The sequence below is a fragment of the Rhizobium sp. 62_C5_N11_2 genome, assembly GCF_051811185.1.
Taxonomy (GTDB): domain Bacteria; phylum Pseudomonadota; class Alphaproteobacteria; order Rhizobiales; family Rhizobiaceae; genus Rhizobium; species Rhizobium leguminosarum.
On the sequence record NZ_JBPWPW010000001.1, the window covers coordinates 4,118,776 to 4,139,683 of the forward strand.

Genomic DNA, 20,908 nt, shown 5'->3' on the forward strand with positions numbered 1-20,908 from the left:
CTCCCACTCACCAGAGCATGATGCCGAAAACTGTAAGCGATTGCGGTGGCATCATGCTCCAATTCTTTGGTTGAGAGGCGGATCGAGATTTCGGGCCGACCCGGCCCAGATCATCCGGCTCCAAAGGACAAAAGATGAGATACAGCCTCGATTTCAATTGGCTTTGGGACGGAATGGGAGCTCTGGCTTATGGCGCAGGCACAACGCTTGCACTGACTGCCTCCACATCGGTCCTCGGGATCGTTCTCAGCGTTCTCGGCGCGGCCGCGCGCCGGGGACCTTATCCATGGTTGCGCAAGGTCGTCGGCCTGTATGTGGAAATCATGCGCAATACGCCATTCCTGGTGCAGCTGTTCTTCATCTTCTTTGGCTTGCCTAGCCTCGGCATTCGCCTCGATCCGATCTCTGCCGCAGTTCTTGCCATGACTCTCAATATGGCGGCCTACACGATCGAGGTGGTCGGGGCCGGGCTCGACGCCATACCGAGAGGCCAGAAGGAGGCGGCGCAGGCACTCGGCCTCAGGCCCCGGCTGGTGTTCTTCAAGATCATCCTGCCGCAAGCGATCGCCATCATTTTTCCGGCGCTGACGAGCCAGATCATCATCATGATGCTGGAATCGGCGGTGGTTTCACAAATATCCGTCCGCGAGCTGGCACAGGAGGCCGATCTGCTTCAGTCGCGCACCTTCCGCTCCTTCGAGACCTATCTGGTGGCGACGTTGATCTACCTTTCAATGTCCGCCGCACTTCGCCGGCTCCTTTTCGCCGGGAAACGTCGTTTTCTGGGAGCCAGTCTGGCATGATTGAGTTCACCTTCTGGGACATTTTGCGCAATCTTGTCTTCGCGACACGCTGGACCCTTATGCTTTCGCTCGCAGCCTTTGCCGGCGGCGCCATCGTTGGCCTGGCGATCCTGTCTGCACGGATATCGAAAACACGCTGGCCGCGCAGCTTCGCGTCCGGCTACATTGCCCTGTTTCAGGGAACGCCGCTCCTCATGCAGCTCTTTCTGATGTTCTTCGGCCTGCCGATGCTCGGCTTCCGGATCGAGTCATGGACCGCCGCCGTCTGCGGCCTGACGTTCTATGCCAGCGCTTATCTTGCGGAAATCTGGCGGAGCGGCGTCGAGGCGGTGCCGCGCGGGCAATGGGACGCTGCAGCCAGCCTGGGCTTGCATCGTCTCCTCGAACTTCGGCTTGTCATCCTGCCGCAGGCCTTCCGGATCACCCGCGCGCCGACTGTCGGGTTCTTGGTCCAGTTGATCAAGAGCACCGCACTGGCCTCGATCCTCGGCTTCGAAGAACTATTGAAAACCGCGAACGCCATCAACAACGCGACCTTCGAGCCTTTCAAGGTCTACGGTCTCGTCGCGGTGATCTTCTTCGCCCTGTGCTATCCGCTTACGCAATACGCCAGAATTCTGGAGAAGAAAGCTGCGTTTGGCTGAGCGGTGCCGAGTTGCTCCGCATTCCTCGCAACGGAGTGTCCAAAGGGCCGATGCCGGTTGAAAAGCCGGTGCGCCGCGCAGCGGCGACGCGGCTCAGGCGCTGCCCCCTTCAATCACACAGAACTCGCTTTATCCAGCAGTCAGAACTTCCTGAGAGATCGCTTCAATGACCGACACACAAATCCGTATTCTCGATGCCCGGGCAACGGGCGAGCTCCTACCTTTCGGCGCGCTGGTCGCGACCCTGCGACAAGCATTTGCCGAAGGCTGTGTTGTGCCGGTACGGCATCACCACACGATCGCCAATAGCGGCGAGCCGGATGCGACGCTGCTTCTAATGCCTGCCTGGCATGAAACGCACCGGTCGGAGCGCTACCTTGGCATCAAGATCGTCACCGTCTTTCCCGGCAACACGGTACGCGGCAATCCTGGTTTGACCTCGACTTACATGCTCTATGATGGTCGGACCGGGATGCAGCTTGCGCTCCTTGACGGAAACACGATCACAACGCGCCGCACGGTAGCGGCATCGGCCCTTGCCGCGGACTATCTTGCCCGACAGGACGCGCGCCGCCTGCTGGTGATCGGCGCAGGCCGCGTCGCGAGCCTCATACCCGATGCCTACCGCGCCGTCCGGCCGATCGCGCATGTGGATATCTGGGATATCGATCCCGCCAATGCGGAACGGCTGGCGCAGAGCCTCCGGCAGCAGCGGCTCCAGGCCACCGCCGTCACGGATCTGGAAGCCGCGGCGCGGCAAGCCGATATCGTCAGCGCGGCGACGCTGGCGACAGCACCGCTTATCCGGGGCGAATGGCTGCGGCCGGGCACCCATGTCGATCTGATCGGCGGCTTCACCCCGGCGATGCGCGAGGCGGATGACGAGGCGCTTCGGCGCTCCTCGGTCTATATCGACACTCACGAAGCCCTTCACGAAGCGGGCGATCTGGTTCAGCCGATCAGGGCCGGCGTCATTGCTGCAGGTGCGGTGCGTGCGACACTTGACGAGCTGTGCCGCCGGGATGTTCCAGCGCGGACGTCCAACGATGAGATCACTCTCTACAAGGCAGTCGGAACGGCGTTGGCTGATCTTGCCGCCGCGACGATGGTGTATGAAGCCGCTTTGATCGCCGGCTGACGTCTTCTGGTCCGGCCAATCGCGAATGATCGGAACGGAAGATTCTCGATTTTTCTAAGAAGGACTGATCACCCTCAAGATACGGGCTCCCGGTTTCGACGCTCTCGGCCTGTCCAGGCATTCCATCGCCAGTGCTGCACCCGACCAATGTCCGAGGCCGACCATGTCGGTTCGGTGGGCTCGGGAAGCAATGGGCCGGCGCTGATATTCGTGCGGCATAACGCTTTGTGTGCCATAGTCGGGTGAGCCCCTTGTGCAATCCGATATAGACCCGCAGTGATTACAAATCCGCCGCGCATCGAAATCCAGCAACTGGCCCATTTCGTGCTGGCCTGTCAGAGCCCGACGCTGGCGGAGACCGCGCGCGAGCTTGGGATTGCACCTTCGGCGCTGACATCCAGTCTGCGTACTTTGGAAAATGAGCTTCAACTCAAGCTCTTCATTCGCAAAAGCGGTCACCTCAGTCCTTTACCGGCAGCCTTCTGGCTGTTTCAGCAGGCAACGGCCATCCTGCATCGCGAAAGGTTCGTGCGTCGGATGCGGAATGGGGACACGGACCATCGTCGCATCGATATTCGTCTCGATCTCAGTTTCTCCATCGGCCGGTTTTCGAAGGCGATCGGACGTACCGTCGAAGATATGGAACGCGAGCGGCCCGACCTGCTGATCGACGTGATGTTTGCAGACGGGCGAGGAAAATCCCTTGTTGATGACGAGGCTGCGGACATCCCGGGCAACGCGGGTTCGATGGAAATCGAAGTCGGCTATATGACCGGCGTGCCATCTGCGAACCTGCCTGCGATGACGCCCTTTTACGATGAGGGTTGGTTTTCTGTCGGAACGGCGGAGGCCGCGGTTGATCTTCGCTCCCCCAATCAGAAATTTGTCGTTTTGAAAATGCGTCAGGCACTTCGCGATGCCGTTATCCGATATGCGGACGAGCATGGCATCCGCGACCGCATAATCCTGATGGATGAGGAGCCGGCAGACCTTCACCGGCTGCTCAACGAGTTTCCGCAGATGCGGTTCCTGATGCCGCGCAGTATGGTCGCCGACCGGCTCGGACTTGCGCGCCTGCATCTGGAGCCCCTCGATCCACCGTTGTCGAGCACCTTGGGCGTGCGCGCAAACGGGCCGGATCAGGAGGTCGTGTCCGCCATGCTTTGTAGCCTCAAGAAAAATCTGGAGGCAATGGAGGCCAATATCGTCTTTCGACCGCAGTTGACGGCACGTCAATTGTACTACTTCAACCTTGCGCATCTCAGCGGAGGTATTTCGGCGGCGGCGCGCGCGGCGCATGTCACGCAACCGTCCGTTTCGACCCAGATTCAGAAAATCGAGGCAGTTGTCGGGCAACCTCTGTTCGAACGGCGGCGCAACGGTGCCGAGAGCACGAAGGCCGGCAAGGCATTGCTTCCCTTCACCCTGGAGATCGAAGAGCGCATCGATGGCCTCCTTCGGGCCAGTCTGGATATTGCCGCCCACACACAGGCGACCATCTCGATCGGCATGCTGCCGAGTTCGGGGCATGACAGCGTCATGACGGACAAGGTGGCGCAGGCACTGACGGCTACCCGCCTTGGCCATCCCGAATACCGGCTGAGAATCATCGAAGGTTCCAACGCTGTGCTTCACGATCAGGTGCGCGCGGGAGAGCTCAATCTGGCCATTGTCGGTGCCGTCCAGACGCAGATGACCCGGATCCATCTCGGACCGAGCGAGCGCCTCTCGGTCGTTGCCAATCCGGCCTTGAACCTTGCCGGCCGAACGGAAATTCCACTGGCCGAAGTTTGCGGATTTCCGCTGGTTCTCGGAATCAAGCATCTCAGTATCCATCAGGCGTTCATGGCAGCCGCCAGTGCGCGGCATCTGCGTGTCGAGCCGGTCATGGACGTCGGTTCTCTGCCATTGGCCATCGCCATGGTCCGCCGTTTGCCGGTCTGTACGGTCCTGCCGGTGTCCTCGGTCCAGCAGGATATCGGCAGCGGGCGCCTCACCGCTGCGCCGATTACGGAAGACGTGATCGCCGGAAACCTCTCAGTGATTTTCTCCGGCGAAAGGACGCTGTCCGAGGCCGAACGGACGATGATCCAGTCACTCGTTGCCGTCTTCGGCCGACAGGCGTGATCTAAAAAACATATCGTGCCGAATCGTGCTCATGCGCGGAGCATTCTGATTTTCCTATCCCCCAATTCGTGATTTTCGAGCTACCCAGTCTCCGGCCTGCGGCTGATACTTGCCGCATCACAACAGCCCTCGGAAATGACTTTCACAGGATTACCGGATGAATGATCACCCTGATCCGCTTGAAAACGCGGCCATGACATCCGGGGCGGCCAGCGCAATGCCACGCGGCGAAAGCGATCAGTCGTGTCGAGGCATTCTTCAGGAACTCGACCGACGCGGTCGGCTGCTGGTGATTTCGGAGGAAGTCGACCCGATCCACGACGTATCGGCCATTCTTTCCATCGTCGATGAAAAGGCGGCGGTACGGCTCGACCGCATCAAGGGTCACGACATGCCGATCTTCGGCAACATCCTGTCGGATCTCGATCGTGTCGCCCTGGCGCTTGATGTCGCGAAAATCGATATCCAGCAGAAGCTGCTATCCTCGATCGCGTCTCCGGTGCCGCCAGTCTTCGTGGACGATGCGCCGGTACAGCAACAGCTCTTCCAGGACGACATCCTGACCCGGCTTCCAGTCCCGACGTTCTTTTCCAAGGAGACCGGTCCCTACATTACTGCGGGTCTGATCGTGGCGCGCGACCCTGAAACAGGCTTGGGCAACGCGTCCTATGCCCGCATCAAGGTGCTTGGTCCGAACGAAGCGATGATCGGTATTGCACCGAACCATCATCTCGCCATCATGGCTCGCAAGGCAGGCGCCAAAGGCGAGCCGCTGCCCTTCGCCGTCGTCCTCGGCGCGCATCCGGCCATTCAGCTTGCCGCCTGCTTCTATCTGGGGCTCGGTGACGATGAAATGCACTGCGCCGGATCGTTGCTCGGCGAGCCGGTGCGGCTTGTCCGCTGCAAGTCGATCGATCTTGCGGTGCCTGCAGAGGCGGAGATCGTGCTCGAAGGTCATATTCATATCGACGAGCCGATCCTCGAAGGATTGGTCTCCGAATATCACGGCATGTACGAGGATTACGGCTCCGGGGTGCGCGTCAGATTTGAATGCATGACTTGCCGCTCCGACGCGATGTTGCAGGTGATCGAGCCCGGTTACCACATGGAGCACCTCTATCTCGGCGCGGTGCCGATCGCTGCAAGCCTCAAGGCCGTCATCCGGCGGTCCGTTTTCAATGTCGGCGAGGTTGCCGTCACCGCGTCAGGTAGCGGACGGAACAACGTGGTCGTGCAGATCGATGCGCCCCGCCCGGGACAGGCACGCCGCATCATGTCGATCTGCTGGGGTGCGGTCAGCATCGTCAAGAACATCACCATCGTCGACAGCGATGTCGACCCCTGGGATCTCGGTGCCGTCGAATTGGCAAAGATGACGCGCATGCGCGCGGAGCGCGACATTCTCATCGTCACGGACCTTCCGGCAGACCGGTCCGAGCCTCAGGAAGACGGCGGCGTGATCGCCAAGGTCGGTTATGACGCCACGATGAAGGCGGGCGATCGGAAGGAAGGGTTCGACAAGGCGCTTCCGCCGCTGGAGTCCTACGAGCGGATGCGTCAGCTGCTGTCGCGTGTCAAGCCGGAGATGAACGTTTGAGGCGCTTGATCATCGGCATATCAGGGGCTTCCGGTGCAATCTACGGCCTGCGTGCGCTGGAGATGCTGCGGGATTTCGACGATGTCGAAACGCATCTTGTCATATCGCCCGCGGCGATCCGCACGGCACTGGCCGAAGGGACGGGAAAGACTGCGGACGAAATCCGTGGCCTCGCCGACCGGGTCTACAGCCACGGGGATATCGGCGCCTCGATCGCCTCCGGCTCCTTCCGCTGCGACGGCATGCTGGTTGCACCATGCTCGATCAAGACGCTGAGCGGGATCGCGCATTGTTATGCAGACGATCTGATCGTGCGCGCCGCCGATGTCTGCCTGAAGGAACGCCGCCGGCTGGTGCTGATGGTGCGGGAAACGCCGTTGCATGCGGGCCATATCGCGCTGATGGACCAGGCGACACGCAGCGGCGCCGTCATCATGCCACCGGTGCCGAGCTTTTACACGCTGCCGAAATCAATCGCCGAAATGGTCGACCAGACCGTGGGGCGTGCGCTGGATCAATTCGGGCTTCATCATCCGACGGTCCGGCGCTGGACGGAGGATCATAACGACTGAGCCATGAAGAGCAGCGCTGAAAGCTGCCGGGCCATGATGTCAACCGCATGCAAACAACGACGCACAATCACTCCCCCAGGGGAACTCAAAAAAAGGAGATAGAGTGATGTTGTCAGACAATCGTTCCAGAAGGCTGCAGAGCCTGTTCATGCGTGGCGCCGCCGCCTTGCTGTTGTCGCTGACGATGGCGGCACCCATGTTGCTCGCCGCATCTTACGCGATCGCGCAGACGGAAAAACCCGTCAGCGGCGGCACGATGACCATTATCAACGGTTCGGACATCAAGAGCTGGGATCCGGCGATCACCGCCGGCACCTATCCCGGCGGTCCGATGGATGTGCTCGACGCCGTCTACGGCTTTATCGTCTACGTCAACGATAAGGGCGTCGTGACCGGTGGCATGGCCGAAAGCCTGACCAGCACCGACGCGGTGACCTGGACCTTGAAGCTTCGCAAGGACATGAAGTTCACGGACGGTGCGCCCTATGACGCGGAAGCCGTCAAATACAATTGGGACCGCGCCGCCGATCCGGCCACGCTTTCGCCGGCGCAGCCGTTCATCTCTTCCTGGAACAAGGCGATCACCGTCGTCGATCCACAGACGCTGACGATCAAGCTGTCCTCCCCGAACGCCAATTTCGCAGCCCAGGTCGCCGAGCTGTGCCCCTTCATCGCCTCGCCGGCAGCATTGAAGGCCGCCAAGGAAAAGACCGATATCAAGCCGGTGGGCGCCGGCGCCTTTACGCTGACCGAATGGAACCAGGGCATATCGATGACCATGGCCCGCAATCCCGGTTATTGGGATCAGCCGCGCCCCTATCTGGATACGATCAAGTTCGCAATCATTCCCGAAACCAACAGCCGCATCGCCACCGTCGTGCAGGGTGGCGCAACGATGATGGCCGGTTATCCCTATCAGTTCGGCTCGAACGCAACGGCGCCGGGGGTTGCGACCCGCGAGATCCCGATCCGCGGCATCAACCGCGCCTATCTCAACCAGGCCAAGGGTATCTTCACCGATGTTCGCGCCCGCGAAGCCTTCTATTCCGCCATCGACCGCGCACGGCTGATGCAGGCCTTCACGCAGATGCCCGGATACAAGGCACCCAGCAATTACTTTGGAGAGAATTCGCCCTATTTCGACAGCGTTTCATCGTTGCCCGCCTATGATCCGAAGAAGGCGCAGGAACTGTTCGATGCTCTGAAGGCGGACGGCAAGCCATTCTCGATCAAGATCGTCACCTATACCAACTCGGACCTGAAGCGTCTTGCCGCCTACATCCAGCAGGTGCTGACCGGCTATGAAGGCGCCTCGGCTGAGATCGTCGAGGTCGACCAGGCCTCGCTGATCCAGCGATGCAAGACGCAGCTCGATTTCGACATCTGCGTCGAGGGCGGGGTGCTGGTGTCGAACGGTGCCGAGCCGAACATTTCCAACCTGCTGAGCTCCGGCGGTGCTTTCAACTGGGGACAGTACAAGAGTGCCGAGATGGATGCTGCACTGAAGGAGGCCAGCTCCACTCTCGATCCGGCCGCTGTCAAAGCCGCCTATGTCAAGGTTCAGAAGCTCGTTGCAACCGAGATGCCGCTCTACATCTTCGGGGAACAGACGCGCTCGCTGCTGCTGCGCGACAATACTGGCGGCGTCGTTCCCTCGAATGGCGGCATCCTGCAAAAGCAGTTCCTCTACGTTTGCACGGATGCCTGCCAGAAATAGCGGGCTCCAGATCACGACGCACAAGCTCGTCCGGAAGATCCGGGCGGGCTGGGAAGGGGCCGGTCGTTGGGCTGGACGACCGTACACGCCAGAGACGTTAAGACGACGGAATGGGCCCTGCGACGCGGGGCGATCGGAAAAGGTGGATGACGATGATCGGCAATCGCAAGAAGGTGAAGTTTCGGGACCTGGTTTCCCGCAAGCAGGTGTTCACGCCCTGCGTCTGGGATTGCTACTCCGCCAAGGCGGCGGAAATGGCCGGCTTCGAGGCGATCCTGCTCAGCGGCGCATCGCTGGGATTCAGCATGTCCGGCGTGCCGGATCTCGGCCTGCACAATCAGGAGGAACTGGTCTACGCGACCGACCGCATCGCCGACTATTCGCCTTTGCCGCTGGTCATCGATGCCGATGACGGCTTCGGCGATGTCGTCCAGACCTTCCGCACCTGTTATCGTCTCGCCAAAGCCGGTGCCGGAGCGATCCTGATCGAGGATACGCCCAATGAACGCGGCTATGCGCGGTTCGGCCGTGCCATGGAGGCGGCGACGCTGGCCGGCAAGGTCGATGGCAACGTGCCGCATGAGGTCGTCTCGCAGGAGCTGTGGCTCGCCAAGATCAAGGCCTCGATCGAAGCTTGCGAAGGCACCGATTGCGTGGTTATCGCACGCACCGAATCCAAGCTCGAGAAAGGGCTGGACGACGCTATCGAACGCTGCGTGCGCGCCGCAGCACTCGGTGCTGAAATGACCTATGTGCATGGGCTGCGCACGTTGGAGGAATGTCAGAAGGTGGCAAAGGAATTGCCCGGCTGGAAGATGTTCGGCGATGTCGCGACAGTCAACGGCGTGCCCTTCGTGCGGCTCGAGGAAATCGAGGCGCTCGGCTTCAACCTGGTGACCATGCATTATCTCGAGAAGGGATCGATGTATGGCATGATGGATTACGGGCGGCATGTCTTCAAGGACCGCAGCACGCGTTACGCGGACGAGCACAGCATGGGCGGCATGACGCCTGCCGAGCAGAAGGCCGCACTGGAGCGGGACAGCGGCTGGCTCGATGCCGAGGACAGATGGAAGGCACTCTGATCCCGGAGGCCCGCCGCTCTGCCGTCTCGTTTTGCGAAATCCGGATGCCGGCCCAGTCCGGCATTGGATGTTCCACCTGCCAATCGGAGACCGATCGTTGCGAATTGCCAAGCTCTCCTATCTGAAAGCGGTCGGCGTCCGGCTTCTGGCCGGCATTCCGGTCTTCCTGCTGGTGACGTTCTCCGCGACGGCGCTGTCGAGCCTGATGCCGGGGTCGGCGGCGCAGCTGATCCTTGGAGAGAACGCGACGCAGGCGCAGATCGATGCGCTGAACAGCCGTTACGGCTACGATCTGCCGGTCTGGGAACGTTATCTCGGCTGGCTCGGACGGCTTCTTCAGGGAGATCTCGGGCAGACCATGTTCAGCCAGCAGTCCGTGGCAAAACTCCTGGTCGACCGGGCGGCAGTGACGTTCGAGATTGCACTGCTTGCCATGTTCGTCTCGCTCCTGATCGGCGTGCCGCTCGCCATGTATACCGCCAGCCGGCCGGGCGGCATCGTCGATACGGTGCTGCGGGCGGTGTCCTCGGTCATGCTGTCGATCCCGACCTTCGTCATCGTGGTTCTGCTCGGCTTCGTCTTCGCAATCGTGCTGCGCTGGCTGCCGGCGACCGGCTGGGTTTCCTTCAGCGACGACCCGATCGGCAATCTCTACTACGTCGCCTTGCCGGTGATGTGCCTCAGCGTGCACCAGGCAGCCTATTTCTACAGGGTGAGCCGCAGCGAATTCGTTGCGGTCCTCCAGGAGGATTATGTCCTCGTTGCCAGGGCCAAGGGTCTGCCGACGCGCTATATCCTGATGCGCCACGTGCTGCGCCCTGCCTCTCCCCAGGTGCTGACGGTGATGGGCCTGTCGATGACCTATCTGCTCGGCGGTTCCTTCATCGTCGAGAGCTATTTCGCGGTGCCCGGCATCGGCTGGACCGTTCTCAATGCGGTGAGCAGCCACGACCTGCCCGTCATGCAGGCCATTCTGTCGCTGACGGTGGTGATCTTCGTCGTCATCTTTATCCTGGTCGATCTCGGTTATGCGCTTATCGATCCGCGGGTGGACGTGTCATGAGCCGCCTTGAGCCAACACAAACGGACCTCGTGCCCGGCGAAGCGGTCGCGTTGGCGGAGGCGTTGAATGCCGCGATGCCGAAGACCGCGCGCTTCCGCATGCCGAGCGGCCATCCAATGGAATGGTTCGCCTTCGTGTTCCTGGCGGTTCTCATCGTCTCCTCGGTTTTCGTGGAGTTCATTCCGGGTCTCGTCCGGGCAAGCTTCCCCTACGGCGATTTCTCGCAAGGTCCGGAATGGAGCCTGAACGGCCTGTTCGGAACCGATGCGCTCGGGCGCAGCATCCTGTCCCGCGTGCTCTACGGTGCGCGAACGACGCTCGCCATCGTCTCGGTCGCGACGCTGATCTCGCTGGTGATCGGCATGATCCTCGGAATGCTGGCCGGCTTCTATCGCGGCCCGGTCGAGCGGATCGTCGATCTCTATGCCAATTCCATGGCGTCGCTTCCGCCGATCCTCGTCATCCTGGCGCTGATATCGGTGACCGGAAATTCGGTTTTCACGATGATGCTGGCGCTTGGCCTGCTCGATATCGGAACCTATGCACGCATCGCCAAAGGCGGCGTGATTGCCCAGAACGACCGTGACTACGTGTTGGCGGCACGCGCCATGGGCGCGTCGGACATGCGGCTTCTGCTGCGCGAGATCCTGCCCAATCTCGTTCCGGCGCTGACGGCCATCGTTCCGCCGCTGATGGCGGGGCTGATCATCACGGAGGGATCGTTGAGCTTTCTCGGTTACGGCATTCCGGCGCCGGCGCCGAGCTGGGGCGGGATGATCGCCAGCTCGACCGACCTGCTCAGCCGCTTTCCACTGCTGATCTTCGGACCGATCGTCGCCATTGTGCTGACGGTCTATTCGCTCAATACGGTCGGGGATTGTCTGGCCCGTCGCATGAACCATCGCGGCAGGGAACTCTGATATGAATGAGGCAGCGAACACTACCCCGGTCCTCGATTGTCACGAACTCTCCTGTCATTTCAGGTCTCCGTTCGGGCCGATCCGCGTGCTGCATGACGTGAGCTTCAGCATCCCGCCGCGCACGACGCTCGGCATCGTCGGAGAATCCGGAGCGGGCAAATCCATGCTGGTCAAGACGATCATGGGGATTGCGCCGGAGGGCATGAAAACCAGCGGCCGCATCCTTGCCGACGGGATCGATCTGTCGACGCTCAACGAGGCGAAACGCCGTGCCCTTCTCGGCCGCAAGTTCGGGATGGTTTTCCAGAACCCGATGACATCCCTCAATCCGTTCGTGCGGGTGGGGCGGCAGATCGAAGAGGCGAGCCGCTTCCATTTGCGGCTTGGAAAAGCGCAGGCGAAGGCACTCGCGATCGAACTGCTGGCAAGCGTCGGCATTCCCGATGCCGCGGAATGTTACGGGCATTATCCGCATCAGTTTTCGGGCGGCATGAAGCAGCGGATCATGATCGCCACGGCACTTGCCTGCCAGCCGGATCTCTTGATCGCCGACGAGGCGACGACTGCGCTCGACGTGACGGTTCAGAAGGAAATTCTCGATCTGCTGCAGATTATCCAGTAGCAGCGGCAGATGTCGATGATCCTGGTGACGCACAATCTGGGCATCGTCGCAGGACGCACCGACGACATCCTCGTGCTCTATGGCGGGCATGTCGTGGAATACGGCCCGACGAACACCGTCTTTTCCCATCCGCGCCATCGCTATACCGAGGCTCTGCTTTCGGCGATGCCGCGCATGGACCAGCCGGCTCATACGAAACTGCACACGATCCCTGGCCGTCCGCCTGATCTTGCCAACCCCGCGCCCGGATGCCCGTTTGCACCGCGCTGTCCCTCCGCCGAGGCCCGCTGCCATGCCTCGATGCCGCCGATGACCACCAGTGCGGACGGCAAGCACCGCTTCGCCTGCTATGTGCCCGTTCAAACCGGCGATGCAGCCGACACCGCGGTCGAAAGGAGGGCATTGTCATGAATGACGAGGCTTCCGGCCAGGCCATCGATGCAGGTGCCGCAACGCATGCCTTCGATGCTTTCCTGCGCGACGACGCGCTTTTGAAAGTTCGCAATCTCTCGGTCAGATACCGGCGCGGCGGCAAGATCTTTGTTGCGGTCGACGGCGTCTCCTTCGACGTGGCTCCTGGGGAAACGCTCGGTCTCGTCGGAGAGTCGGGCAGCGGCAAGACGACCATCGGCCGTGCCCTTCTGAAGCTTCTGCCGAAGGCGGACACGCGTGTCGACGGCCACGTTGAATATGACGGCCTGAATGTTGCCGATCTGTCGGCTTCCGATCTTCGCGCCATCCGGAGCAAACTGCAGATGATCTTCCAGGACCCGATTTCTTCCTTCAATCCCCGCCGCAAGGTGCAGGATATCGTCGGAGAAGGCCTCGAGATCCAGGGCATCCGCAAAGCGGAAAGGCTGGAAAGGGTCGATCGTGCGCTCAACGATGTCGGCATGAGCCGGACGATGGTGGAGGGCCGCAGGCCGCATCAGTTTTCCGGCGGCCAATGCCAACGCATTGCGATCGCGCGGGCGCTTGCCGTTGGGCCGGAGTTGATCGTTTGCGACGAGCCGGTTGCATCTCTCGACGTTTCGGTGCAGGCGCATGTGATCAATCTTCTGCAGGATATCCGCCAGAAGCGAAACCTGGCGCTGATTTTCATTTCCCACGATCTCGCCGTCGTGCGCAATGTCAGCGACAGAGTCGCCGTCCTCTACATGGGCAAGATCGTCGAGATCGGAACCGGCGATGCCATCTATCAGCGTCCGGCGCATCCTTATACCCGCATGCTGCTGGAAGCAGTCCCGGTTCCCGATGCCAGCCGGAAGATCGTGCCGAGCGCAACGCCGACGCAGGCCTTGTCGCGCAGCGCGCCGCCATCCGGATGCCGGTTCCGCAGGCGTTGCCCACGCGCTCAGGCGGTCTGTGCTGCGCAGGAACCGAAGCTTGCGGCGATGCCCTACGGCCAATTCGCAGCCTGCCATTTCCCTCACGACGAACCGGCGCCCGGAATGAAGACGGCGGAACAAGCGTGATGGAAAAAGCCCCTGATGCATTCGAAGAAAAACCCGTGGCAAGCGGCAACGCGCGCTCAGAACAGGATACCGGAGCTGCGAGGCGCACTGTTTTCTGTGCCAATGTATTCGATGCCATGGTCCGGCTCTACGGTGAGCCCGGCATCGCGTCCTTGTGCCTCGAAGCCCAGACACGTCATGCGGTGGACGTGCCGTCACTGCTGTTCTTCGCTCTTGCGGATAGTGACGGACACGGCGCGGATGACTGCGAGATGCGGCGGCTTCTGGACCGTGCCGGCGAATGGCGCTCGCTCTTCGTCCTGCCGTTGCGACATCTTCGGCTAACCCTGCGTCAAGGCCGCAGGAACACGGCAGAGATTGAATTTTACGAGCAGATCAAGGCAGCGGAGCTGGAGGCGGAACGGTTGCAGGTCCGGCGTCTGGCCGACGACTTTCTCCCGCTCGAAGGGCCGGGCGGGCTGGCAGCCCGTTATCTCGAAACGATTGCCATGCCGGAACCCAAGGCAGGGGCGTTGATCGGGCGGCTTCAAGGCGCCACCAAAGCCGTGTGCCACGGCTTTCCCCGTCACGCGGACTGAGGGTCTGAAGACATCATGAGCGATTTCGGCGCCGTCATGACAGGAACCATCGTCACCGAAGAAGGTGTCGCGGAAAACTACGTCGCCGTCACTGGTGGCATTACCGCTGCGATGGAGACAGGCCGCGCTCCCGGCGCGCGACGTGTTCGATTTCGGCACTTACTTTCTCACACCCATCGAGCTTCAAGGACATCGAGATGAACGCCATAATTTTAGACGGTGACAGCCTGACGATCAAAGATACCGTTCGTATCGCGCGCCAGGGCGCCAAGGTAGCGCTCGCCGATGCAGCGCGCGCCGAAATCATCAAGGTGAGAAACTATATCGAGGAAAACTGGCTGACCGAAAACGCGCCGCCAACCTACGGCTTCAACACCGGCGTCGGCAAGCTCAAGGATTATGCCATCAACCAGGCCGATAACGATCGCTTCCAGCGCAATATCGTGCTCTCGCATTGCTCCGGCATCGGAGAACCGGCGTCGGAAGAAATCGTCCGCGCCATGATGGCCGTCCGTATCAACGCCTTCTGCCTCGGTGTTTCCGGTCTGCGGATCGAGGTGGTCGATCGTCTCGTTGAGATGTTGAACCTCGGGGTTCACCCTGTGGTGCCGATCCAGGGGTCGGTCGGCGCGTCTGGCGATCTGGCGCCGCTCGCACACATGGTTTCGGTGCTGATCGGCTATGAGGAGGCGGAAGCCTATTACCAGGGCGAACGCATGCCTGCGCCGCAGGCTCTGGAAAAAGCCGGCATCTCGCCAATTGCTTTCGATCTCAAGGCGAAGGACTGCCTTGCCCTCATCAACGGCAACAGCCTCTGCGCGGCCATGGCGGTTCTCAACCTCCATGACGCCGAGATGCTGATGAAGACAGCCGATGCGGCCGGTGCGCTCAGTCTGGAGGCGATCCGCGGCGAGCAGGCAGCGTTCGATCCCCGCATTCATCTCGTGCGCAAGCAGCCCGGGCAGATCGCTACTGCGGAAAATATCCGTCGCATTATCGAGGGTAGCCGCCGCACGACCGAGGCGGCGCGAGCGGTACGCCTCGAGGACGATATCCTGCATCCGAAACACACCGCCCGGGTCCAGGATCAGTATTCCTTCCGTTGCCTGCCGCAGGTGCATGGAAGCTGCCGCGACCAGTTGGAGCACGCCAAGGAACTGATCACGCGCGAGCTCAACGCCGCGACCGACAATCCGCTCGTCTTCTGGAACGAACTCGGCGCGCTGGAATTCCTGTCCGGCGGCAACTTTCATTGCGAACCCATCGCTTTCGCCATGGACATCCTGACGATCGCTTTGGTGGAAATCGGCAATATTTCCGAGCGACGCCTGTTCTCGCTCTGCGACACGACATTGAACTACGGCCTGCCGCCGAACCTTGCCGGCAAGCCAATCGGCCTGAATTACGGCTATGGCATCATCTCGACGGCTGCGGCGTCCGTCGCATCGGAAAACAAGACGCTGGCTTTCCCCGCCGTTGCCGATACCATCCCGACCAAGAGCAGCCAGGAAGATCATGTTTCGATGGCGACATGGGCATGCCGCAAGACGCGTCAGGTGGTCGACAACATGCCGAAGATCCTTGGTGTCGAATGCCTGCTTGCGGCCCGCGCCATCTTCCTGACCGAAGAGGCACTCGGCGGCTACAAGCTCGGAACCGGCAGCCAGGCGCTCTATGATGCGCTTTGCGAGGCGATCCCATTCCAGCAGGAGGACAGCTACATGCCCAAGCAGACCACACCGGCTCTCGAGATCGTGCGGTCCGGCGCATTTCTGGAGGCCATCGAGAACAAGATCGGCGCGCTGAAATAGGCGGGCCGGCTGATTTGGGCTGCGGCCGCATCATGAAGCGCCGGCGTTTCATCGCCGCCGGCAAATCCCCTGACCGGAGAGAACAATGTTCGATGACCTGACAATGCCGCCAGCCGACAAGATCCTGTCGTTGATACCGATTTTCCGGCAGGATAGTCGTCCGAACAAGATCGATCTCGGCGTCGGGGTCTACCGGGACGCCTCCGGTACAACACCGATCCCGCGGGCGGTGAGGGAGGCAGAAAAGCGAATCCATACCGCGCAGACGACCAAGGCCTATGTCGGCCCGGCCGGAGATCCTGTTTTCTGCGATCTCATCGGCAGGCTTGTCTTCGGCGAGGCCGCGCCGTGGGAGCGAATTCGCGGTATCCAGACGCCGGGCGGAGCGGGCGCCTTGACGGTGCTCGCCGGCCTGATCTGCCTGGCGCGCCCGGGTGCTGCGGTCCATGTGCCCGACCCGACCTGGGTGAACCATGTGTCGATCCTCGAAGACATCGGGCTTCGGATTGTCACTTACCCGTACCTCGATAACCGAACAGGCGAGATGGATTTCGACGCCCTGCTCGATCATTTCTCACGGTCGAAGCGGGGCGACGTCGTGTTGCTGCACGGCTGCTGCCACAATCCGACAGGCGCGGACCCCAGCCGTTCGCAATGGCAGGCGCTGGCGGAGATCATCGCCGAACGCGGTCTCGTTCCGCTGGTCGATATCGCTTATCAGGGGTTTGGCGACGGTCTCGAGGACGACGCCTTCGTCGTGCGGCTGCTCGCTGGCATGGTTCCGGAAATGCTCGTCTCCGCGTCATGCTCGAAGAATTTCGGAATCTATCGCGAGCGTACAGGTGCTGCATTCATTCTCGCCGCCGACGCGGATCGGGCGGATGCAACCAAGGCGCAACTCACGGTGCGAGCCCGTATCGTCTATTCGATGCCGCCGGATCATGGCGCGGCTATCGTTCGCACCGTCTTGGAAGACCCGGCACTTTCGGCCGACTGGCGCGCCGAACTGGACGGTATGCGCTCCAACATTCTGTCGCTGCGCCAGGGGCTTGCTGCCTCGTTCCGGCGTCTCACCAATGGCAGCGACTACGATTTCCTCGCCAAGAACAAAGGCATGTTTTCGCTGATCGGTATGACACCCGGGGAAGCTGTGATGCTGCGCGAGCGCCACGCCATCTATATCGTTGAGGACGGACGCATCAATGTCGCCGGGTTGCAGGCCAGCCAGATCGACACCTTTGCGGAAGCCGTTCTGGCAGTTCGCGGAATCAGCTGATCAGCACCCGTTTGAGGCGTTAACAGGGAGTTCGGTATCTACGCCGTGTGAAACAGCAAACAAGAATGACGTTTGGGCAAAGGCTGTGACCTGCCTTGTGCCGGAAATTATCTGGGCGGATGGCGTTGAATAGCCTGCTGCTGCCACGGGCCGGTGTCGCCCGCCGCCTCCGCCCGCATCCGACCCGTCTTGCGCCGCTCTTCTCCCCGCAAACCGTCCAGAAATTGCCCAGCCGAATTTGCCACGCGCTCTTGCCTGAACAGTGGCCGCATTCGCGCTTTCACATCTCGTAATGCTAAAGGTCAGCGACTTGTAGATGCATTCGGGTAAATGCGATTAAGCTTTCGATGTGGTGGGCGACAGCTCGGCGAGTTTCCTCGACGTCGCCCCGGTCGATCGCCTCGATGATAACGAGGTGTTCCGTGGAGTCCGGCTTCAGGCGATCTTTCAGGCGGTCGATTTCGAAGAGACGCGTGGTCGCCCGAAGCTCCCGCAATACCTTGGCCATTACCGCGTTGCCGCAATGATCGATGATCATATTGTGGAGATTGTCGTCGGAGAACCAGTGCGCGTCCGTGTGATACGCCGTCGCGTCCAGAAGGTCGTGAATTTCCTGCCGGACGCTCATCAAAAGTCGTCGCGGAATAGCGTTGATCGACAGTACGGCTGCGTCAGGTTCGATCAACAACCTCAGTTTCAAGCTTTGAAGATACTCGCCGACATCCACCTGTCGCACGACGTAGTTTCGGCCATCGCCCTTGCGAACCAGACCTTCGCCCTCCAACCTCTGCAGCGCTTCCCGCAGCGGCGTCCTCGAAATCCCGAGTGTTTCGGCAAGCCTTGCCTCAACGATGACATGCCCGCCTTTCAGCCGGCGATGCCGGATCATGTCGGACACGGCCTTGTAGGTCAGCGATGCAAGATTATGCTGCCCTTTCTCCGCAATTTTCCGACCCGGGGCCTCTAAGGCGTCTGTCACCGTTTGCCATTTCCTTGTTCTTTAAGGCGTTGGCCGCTCGACGCGGCATCGTGCTTTCCTTACGCGATCACTTGTTACATATGATAGCCGATTTGGAAAAGGACTGGAACGAGTGCAGATGGACGATGGTCTGAATGAAGTTGGCGACTCCAGCCTTGCTGACGAAACCTACCGTTCCCTGTTGGCCGATATTCTATCAGCCAGGCTCGCCGGGGGGTCGGTCGTCCAGCAACGCCGCCTGGCGACCAAACATGCTGTTTCGCGTTCTCCCATGCGCCACGCGCTGGGACGTCTCGAAGGAGAGGGACTACTTGTCAGAAACGAAAAAGGCGTTCTCTCGGTCAGGGTCATCAGTCTCAAGGACTACCTTGACAGTCTCACCATGAGGATGCTGCTCGAACCAACTGCCGCCGCGCTCGCCAGCCCCCATGTTTCGCGACTTGAACTGGACTCTTTGACAAGGATGCTTGACGAGATCGAGGCCGACCCCGAACCTGACCCTGAGGTGGTCTGGGCGTTTGACGACGCGCTTCACAACTATATCGCAAGCGAGAGCCGCAACCCCTTTATGGCAACCACGATCGGGGAGATGCGACGCTACACAACGATCTTCGAGCGACAGCTGCCTGTCGTGCGCGCGAAGCCGGGCGTGCGAGAACATCGAGCGATCCTGCTTGCCTTGGCCGCTAACGACGCCGAGGCGGCTCGCCGAGCCATGACCGATCATCTCGAAGTCGTCCGCCAGGGCGTCCTTGCGAACTACTGAATCGATGAATTGAGAATGCACTTGCATCCACGATGAACTTTTGTATAAAAGTGGGATCCCACTTGAATGCAGGGTCGGGATCCAACGATAAAGAACCGAACTCCAGAGGCTCTCCATGCTCCGTTCACACTTCTCTCGCAGCGTTCTTGCCGCGTCCTTCCTGTCGATCACAGCGTCTTTTGCCTTCGCTCAATCCTGCGAACCCAAAGTGGCGGCAGGCGAGTTGATCAAGCCCGGCACGCTCGTCATGTCGACCAATCCAACGCTTCCTCCGCTCCAGTTCATCGACTCCACGGGCGATCTGAAGGGCATGCGCATCGACCTCGGCAAAGAGATCGCCAAGCGCCTTTGCCTTGAACCCGAATATGTCCGGATCGAATTCTCCGCGATGGTTCCGGGCCTGCAGGCTGGCCGTTGGGACATGATCAATACAGGCATTTTCTTCACCGAAGAGCGCGCCAAGATCATGCAGATGATCCCCTATGAAGATCAGGCCATCAGCGTCTCCGTGGCACCAGATTCGAAGAAAAACGTCGCCGCAAAAGATGATCTGGCCGGCATGACGATCGGTGTCGAAATCGGTGGTTTCGAGGAAACAAAGACACGCCTTCTCGACAAGGAACTGCGTGACGCGGGCAAAGAAGGCTTGACCATCCAGACGTTCGATAATTTCGCCCTCGCCTACCAGGCTCTGCGGGCAGGCCAGGTGCAGGGTGTCGTGTCGATCGACGCCGTCGCCAAGGAGTACGATTCTCGCGGGGACTTCAAACGGGCAATCAGCGGCCTCTACCCCGCTCCGGTCTCCGTCGCATTCAAAAGCCCGGCTTTGGCTGATGCCGTGTCTGCGACGTTGAAAGACATGAAGGCGGATGGATCGCTGAAGGCGCTCTTTGACAAATACGGTCTGCCGATGGTCGCGGGTGACTATTCGGTCAAGGGCCCCGGTCGCTGAACTGATTTCAAAGATCGTTTAGAGATGAGGCGGGGCGCGACCACGTCGCGCCAAACCTCTTGCAGAAAGTCGTCTTCATGTCGCTTTGGAACTGGTCTGGCTTTTTCGGTTATCTGTTCAACCCCTTTATACTTGGCGGGGTGTTCACGACCGTTTGGCTCACCGTCGTCTCGTTGATTGCGGGGCTTATTCTGGGCTTTGCTCTTGCATTGATGCGGCGATCGTCGCGGCGGGTGCCAACCTACATTGCCAAGGCGTATATCTGGCTTTTTCGCGGGACGCCGCTTCTTGTACAGTTGATTGCGATCTACACGGCGCTTCCGCTGTTCGGCATCAAATTCACCGTCATAGAGGCAGCGTTGCTCGGATTGGCTCTCAACGAGGCGGCTTATCTCGCGGAGATCATTCGTGCCGGAATCGAAGCCGTGCCGGAAGGCCAGACCCGGGCAGCACGCGCGCTCGGCATGACTGAGCGTCAGATCATGCGCTACATCGTGATGCCGCAAGCCTTCAAAGTTATCGTTCCGCCTCTCGGCAATTCGGTGAACGGTCTCTTGAAAACGACCTCTGTCACCTCCGTCATCTCGGTCGAAGAACTCCTTCGCCGGACCCAGGTTCTCATCCAGGAGCGGTTCATGGTGCTCGAACTGTTTGCGGTCGCGGCGATTTATTACCTCCTCCTCACAACACTCTGGGACTCCTTCCAGAGCCATATCGAAAAGCGTCTCGGTCAAGCCGGATCTCGGCTTTCCATGAACGAGAAGCGCTAGAACCAGGATTTTC

The 20,908-nt window shown here is 60.6% G+C and carries 18 protein-coding genes and 2 pseudogenes; 18 read left to right on the plus strand and 2 right to left on the minus strand.

Features of this window, described 5'->3' with window-relative positions; translation table 11 throughout:
• Positions 1 to 134 precede the first annotated feature (134 nt).
• The 15 genes and pseudogenes from AB8B31_RS20250 (at position 135) to AB8B31_RS20320 (ending at position 17,428) form a co-directional block, all read left to right on the plus strand.
• The gene (locus AB8B31_RS20250) at positions 135 to 803 is read left to right on the plus strand and encodes an amino acid ABC transporter permease (protein WP_028733522.1); all 669 of its coding nucleotides are present in this window, start codon (positions 135 to 137) and stop codon (positions 801 to 803) included.
• Complete coding sequence (locus tag AB8B31_RS20255; protein WP_018243905.1) at positions 800 to 1,447, plus strand: amino acid ABC transporter permease; 648 nt, start codon at positions 800 to 802, stop codon at positions 1,445 to 1,447. Before AB8B31_RS20250 ends, AB8B31_RS20255 begins: the two co-directional genes overlap by 4 nt.
• A gap of 166 nt (positions 1,448 to 1,613) precedes the next feature.
• A complete protein-coding gene (locus AB8B31_RS20260; RefSeq protein WP_128408901.1) occupies positions 1,614 to 2,585 on the plus strand; it encodes an ornithine cyclodeaminase family protein in 972 nt (323 codons plus the stop codon).
• Positions 2,586 to 2,861: 276 nt separating this feature from the next.
• Complete coding sequence (locus AB8B31_RS20265; RefSeq protein ID WP_028733524.1) at positions 2,862 to 4,712, plus strand: LysR family transcriptional regulator; 1,851 nt, start codon at positions 2,862 to 2,864, stop codon at positions 4,710 to 4,712.
• Between the two features lie 157 nt (positions 4,713 to 4,869).
• Entirely contained in the window at positions 4,870 to 6,309 is a 1,440-nt protein-coding gene (locus AB8B31_RS20270) for a UbiD family decarboxylase (protein WP_028733525.1), read from the plus strand.
• The gene (locus tag AB8B31_RS20275) at positions 6,306 to 6,881 is read left to right on the plus strand and encodes a UbiX family flavin prenyltransferase (RefSeq protein ID WP_018243909.1); all 576 of its coding nucleotides are present in this window, start codon (positions 6,306 to 6,308) and stop codon (positions 6,879 to 6,881) included. The genes AB8B31_RS20270 and AB8B31_RS20275 overlap by 4 nt, the downstream gene beginning before the upstream one ends.
• A 106-nt stretch (positions 6,882 to 6,987) precedes the next feature.
• Positions 6,988 to 8,598: an ABC transporter substrate-binding protein gene (locus tag AB8B31_RS20280; protein ID WP_028733526.1), complete on the plus strand. Its 1,611-nt coding sequence runs from the start codon at positions 6,988 to 6,990 to the stop codon at positions 8,596 to 8,598.
• Positions 8,599 to 8,744: 146 nt separating this feature from the next.
• A complete protein-coding gene (locus AB8B31_RS20285) occupies positions 8,745 to 9,683 on the plus strand; it encodes an isocitrate lyase/PEP mutase family protein (RefSeq protein WP_028733527.1) in 939 nt (312 codons plus the stop codon).
• A gap of 67 nt (positions 9,684 to 9,750) precedes the next feature.
• On the plus strand, positions 9,751 to 10,746 hold the full coding sequence (locus AB8B31_RS20290) for an ABC transporter permease (RefSeq protein ID WP_032998498.1): 996 nt from the start codon (positions 9,751 to 9,753) through the stop codon (positions 10,744 to 10,746).
• Complete coding sequence (locus AB8B31_RS20295; RefSeq protein ID WP_028733528.1) at positions 10,743 to 11,666, plus strand: ABC transporter permease; 924 nt, start codon at positions 10,743 to 10,745, stop codon at positions 11,664 to 11,666. Before AB8B31_RS20290 ends, AB8B31_RS20295 begins: the two co-directional genes overlap by 4 nt.
• A 1-nt stretch (position 11,667) precedes the next feature.
• Positions 11,668 to 12,699 (plus strand): annotated as a pseudogene (locus AB8B31_RS20300) (ABC transporter ATP-binding protein).
• Positions 12,696 to 13,763 (plus strand): ABC transporter ATP-binding protein, encoded by a 1,068-nt coding sequence (locus AB8B31_RS20305; protein WP_028733530.1) that lies wholly within the window; start codon positions 12,696 to 12,698, stop codon positions 13,761 to 13,763. The pseudogene AB8B31_RS20300 and the gene AB8B31_RS20305 overlap by 4 nt, the downstream one beginning before the upstream one ends.
• Positions 13,763 to 14,341: a TIGR02444 family protein gene (locus AB8B31_RS20310; protein ID WP_028733531.1), complete on the plus strand. Its 579-nt coding sequence runs from the start codon at positions 13,763 to 13,765 to the stop codon at positions 14,339 to 14,341. Before AB8B31_RS20305 ends, AB8B31_RS20310 begins: the two co-directional genes overlap by 1 nt.
• A 197-nt stretch (positions 14,342 to 14,538) precedes the next feature.
• Positions 14,539 to 16,152 carry an HAL/PAL/TAL family ammonia-lyase gene (locus tag AB8B31_RS20315; protein WP_018448212.1) on the plus strand — a complete coding sequence of 538 codons (1,614 nt, stop codon included), beginning with the start codon at positions 14,539 to 14,541 and terminating at the stop codon, positions 16,150 to 16,152.
• 85 nt (positions 16,153 to 16,237) lie between these two features.
• Entirely contained in the window at positions 16,238 to 17,428 is a 1,191-nt protein-coding gene (locus AB8B31_RS20320; protein ID WP_018448213.1) for an amino acid aminotransferase, read from the plus strand.
• Between the two features lie 128 nt (positions 17,429 to 17,556).
• Here AB8B31_RS20320 and AB8B31_RS20325 read toward each other — a convergent pair.
• Both AB8B31_RS20325 and AB8B31_RS20330 read right to left on the minus strand, forming a co-directional pair.
• Positions 17,557 to 17,712, minus strand: a pseudogene (locus AB8B31_RS20325) (IS701 family transposase); the annotation flags it as partial.
• An 11-nt stretch (positions 17,713 to 17,723) separates the two neighbouring features.
• Positions 17,724 to 18,407, minus strand: coding sequence for a GntR family transcriptional regulator (locus AB8B31_RS20330; protein WP_018243919.1), 684 nt, complete (start codon positions 18,405 to 18,407; stop codon positions 17,724 to 17,726).
• A 112-nt stretch (positions 18,408 to 18,519) separates the two neighbouring features.
• Here AB8B31_RS20330 and AB8B31_RS20335 point away from each other — a divergent pair, with 112 nt between their 5' ends.
• The 3 genes from AB8B31_RS20335 (at position 18,520) to AB8B31_RS20345 (ending at position 20,895) form a co-directional block, all read left to right on the plus strand.
• On the plus strand, positions 18,520 to 19,173 hold the full coding sequence (locus AB8B31_RS20335; protein ID WP_018243920.1) for a GntR family transcriptional regulator: 654 nt from the start codon (positions 18,520 to 18,522) through the stop codon (positions 19,171 to 19,173).
• Between the two features lie 115 nt (positions 19,174 to 19,288).
• Positions 19,289 to 20,125, plus strand: a complete 837-nt coding sequence (locus tag AB8B31_RS20340; protein ID WP_018243921.1) for an ABC transporter substrate-binding protein — start codon at positions 19,289 to 19,291, stop codon at positions 20,123 to 20,125.
• Positions 20,126 to 20,202: 77 nt separating this feature from the next.
• Entirely contained in the window at positions 20,203 to 20,895 is a 693-nt protein-coding gene (locus tag AB8B31_RS20345) for an amino acid ABC transporter permease (RefSeq protein ID WP_439007494.1), read from the plus strand.
• Positions 20,896 to 20,908 lie beyond the last annotated feature (13 nt).

Excerpts from the sequence above, each read along its gene's own strand:
- AB8B31_RS20260 (WP_128408901.1), top strand. The coding sequence starts at position 1,614 with ATGACCGACACACAAATCCGTATTCTCGATGCCCGGGCAACGGGCGAG.
- AB8B31_RS20315 (WP_018448212.1), top strand. The coding sequence starts at position 14,539 with ATGAACGCCATAATTTTAGACGGTGACAGCCTGACGATCAAAGATACC.
- AB8B31_RS20320 (WP_018448213.1), top strand. The coding sequence starts at position 16,238 with ATGTTCGATGACCTGACAATGCCGCCAGCCGACAAGATCCTGTCGTTG.
- AB8B31_RS20305 (WP_028733530.1), top strand. The coding sequence starts at position 12,696 with ATGAATGACGAGGCTTCCGGCCAGGCCATCGATGCAGGTGCCGCAACG.
- AB8B31_RS20340 (WP_018243921.1), top strand. The coding sequence starts at position 19,289 with ATGCTCCGTTCACACTTCTCTCGCAGCGTTCTTGCCGCGTCCTTCCTG.
- AB8B31_RS20270 (WP_028733525.1), top strand. The coding sequence starts at position 4,870 with ATGAATGATCACCCTGATCCGCTTGAAAACGCGGCCATGACATCCGGG.
- AB8B31_RS20280 (WP_028733526.1), top strand. The coding sequence starts at position 6,988 with ATGTTGTCAGACAATCGTTCCAGAAGGCTGCAGAGCCTGTTCATGCGT.
- AB8B31_RS20255 (WP_018243905.1), top strand. The coding sequence starts at position 800 with ATGATTGAGTTCACCTTCTGGGACATTTTGCGCAATCTTGTCTTCGCG.
- AB8B31_RS20310 (WP_028733531.1), top strand. The coding sequence starts at position 13,763 with ATGGAAAAAGCCCCTGATGCATTCGAAGAAAAACCCGTGGCAAGCGGC.
- AB8B31_RS20250 (WP_028733522.1), top strand. The coding sequence starts at position 135 with ATGAGATACAGCCTCGATTTCAATTGGCTTTGGGACGGAATGGGAGCT.
- AB8B31_RS20345 (WP_439007494.1), top strand. The coding sequence starts at position 20,203 with ATGTCGCTTTGGAACTGGTCTGGCTTTTTCGGTTATCTGTTCAACCCC.
- AB8B31_RS20290 (WP_032998498.1), top strand. The coding sequence starts at position 9,751 with ATGTTCCACCTGCCAATCGGAGACCGATCGTTGCGAATTGCCAAGCTC.
- AB8B31_RS20285 (WP_028733527.1), top strand. The coding sequence starts at position 8,745 with ATGACGATGATCGGCAATCGCAAGAAGGTGAAGTTTCGGGACCTGGTT.
- AB8B31_RS20295 (WP_028733528.1), top strand. The coding sequence starts at position 10,743 with ATGAGCCGCCTTGAGCCAACACAAACGGACCTCGTGCCCGGCGAAGCG.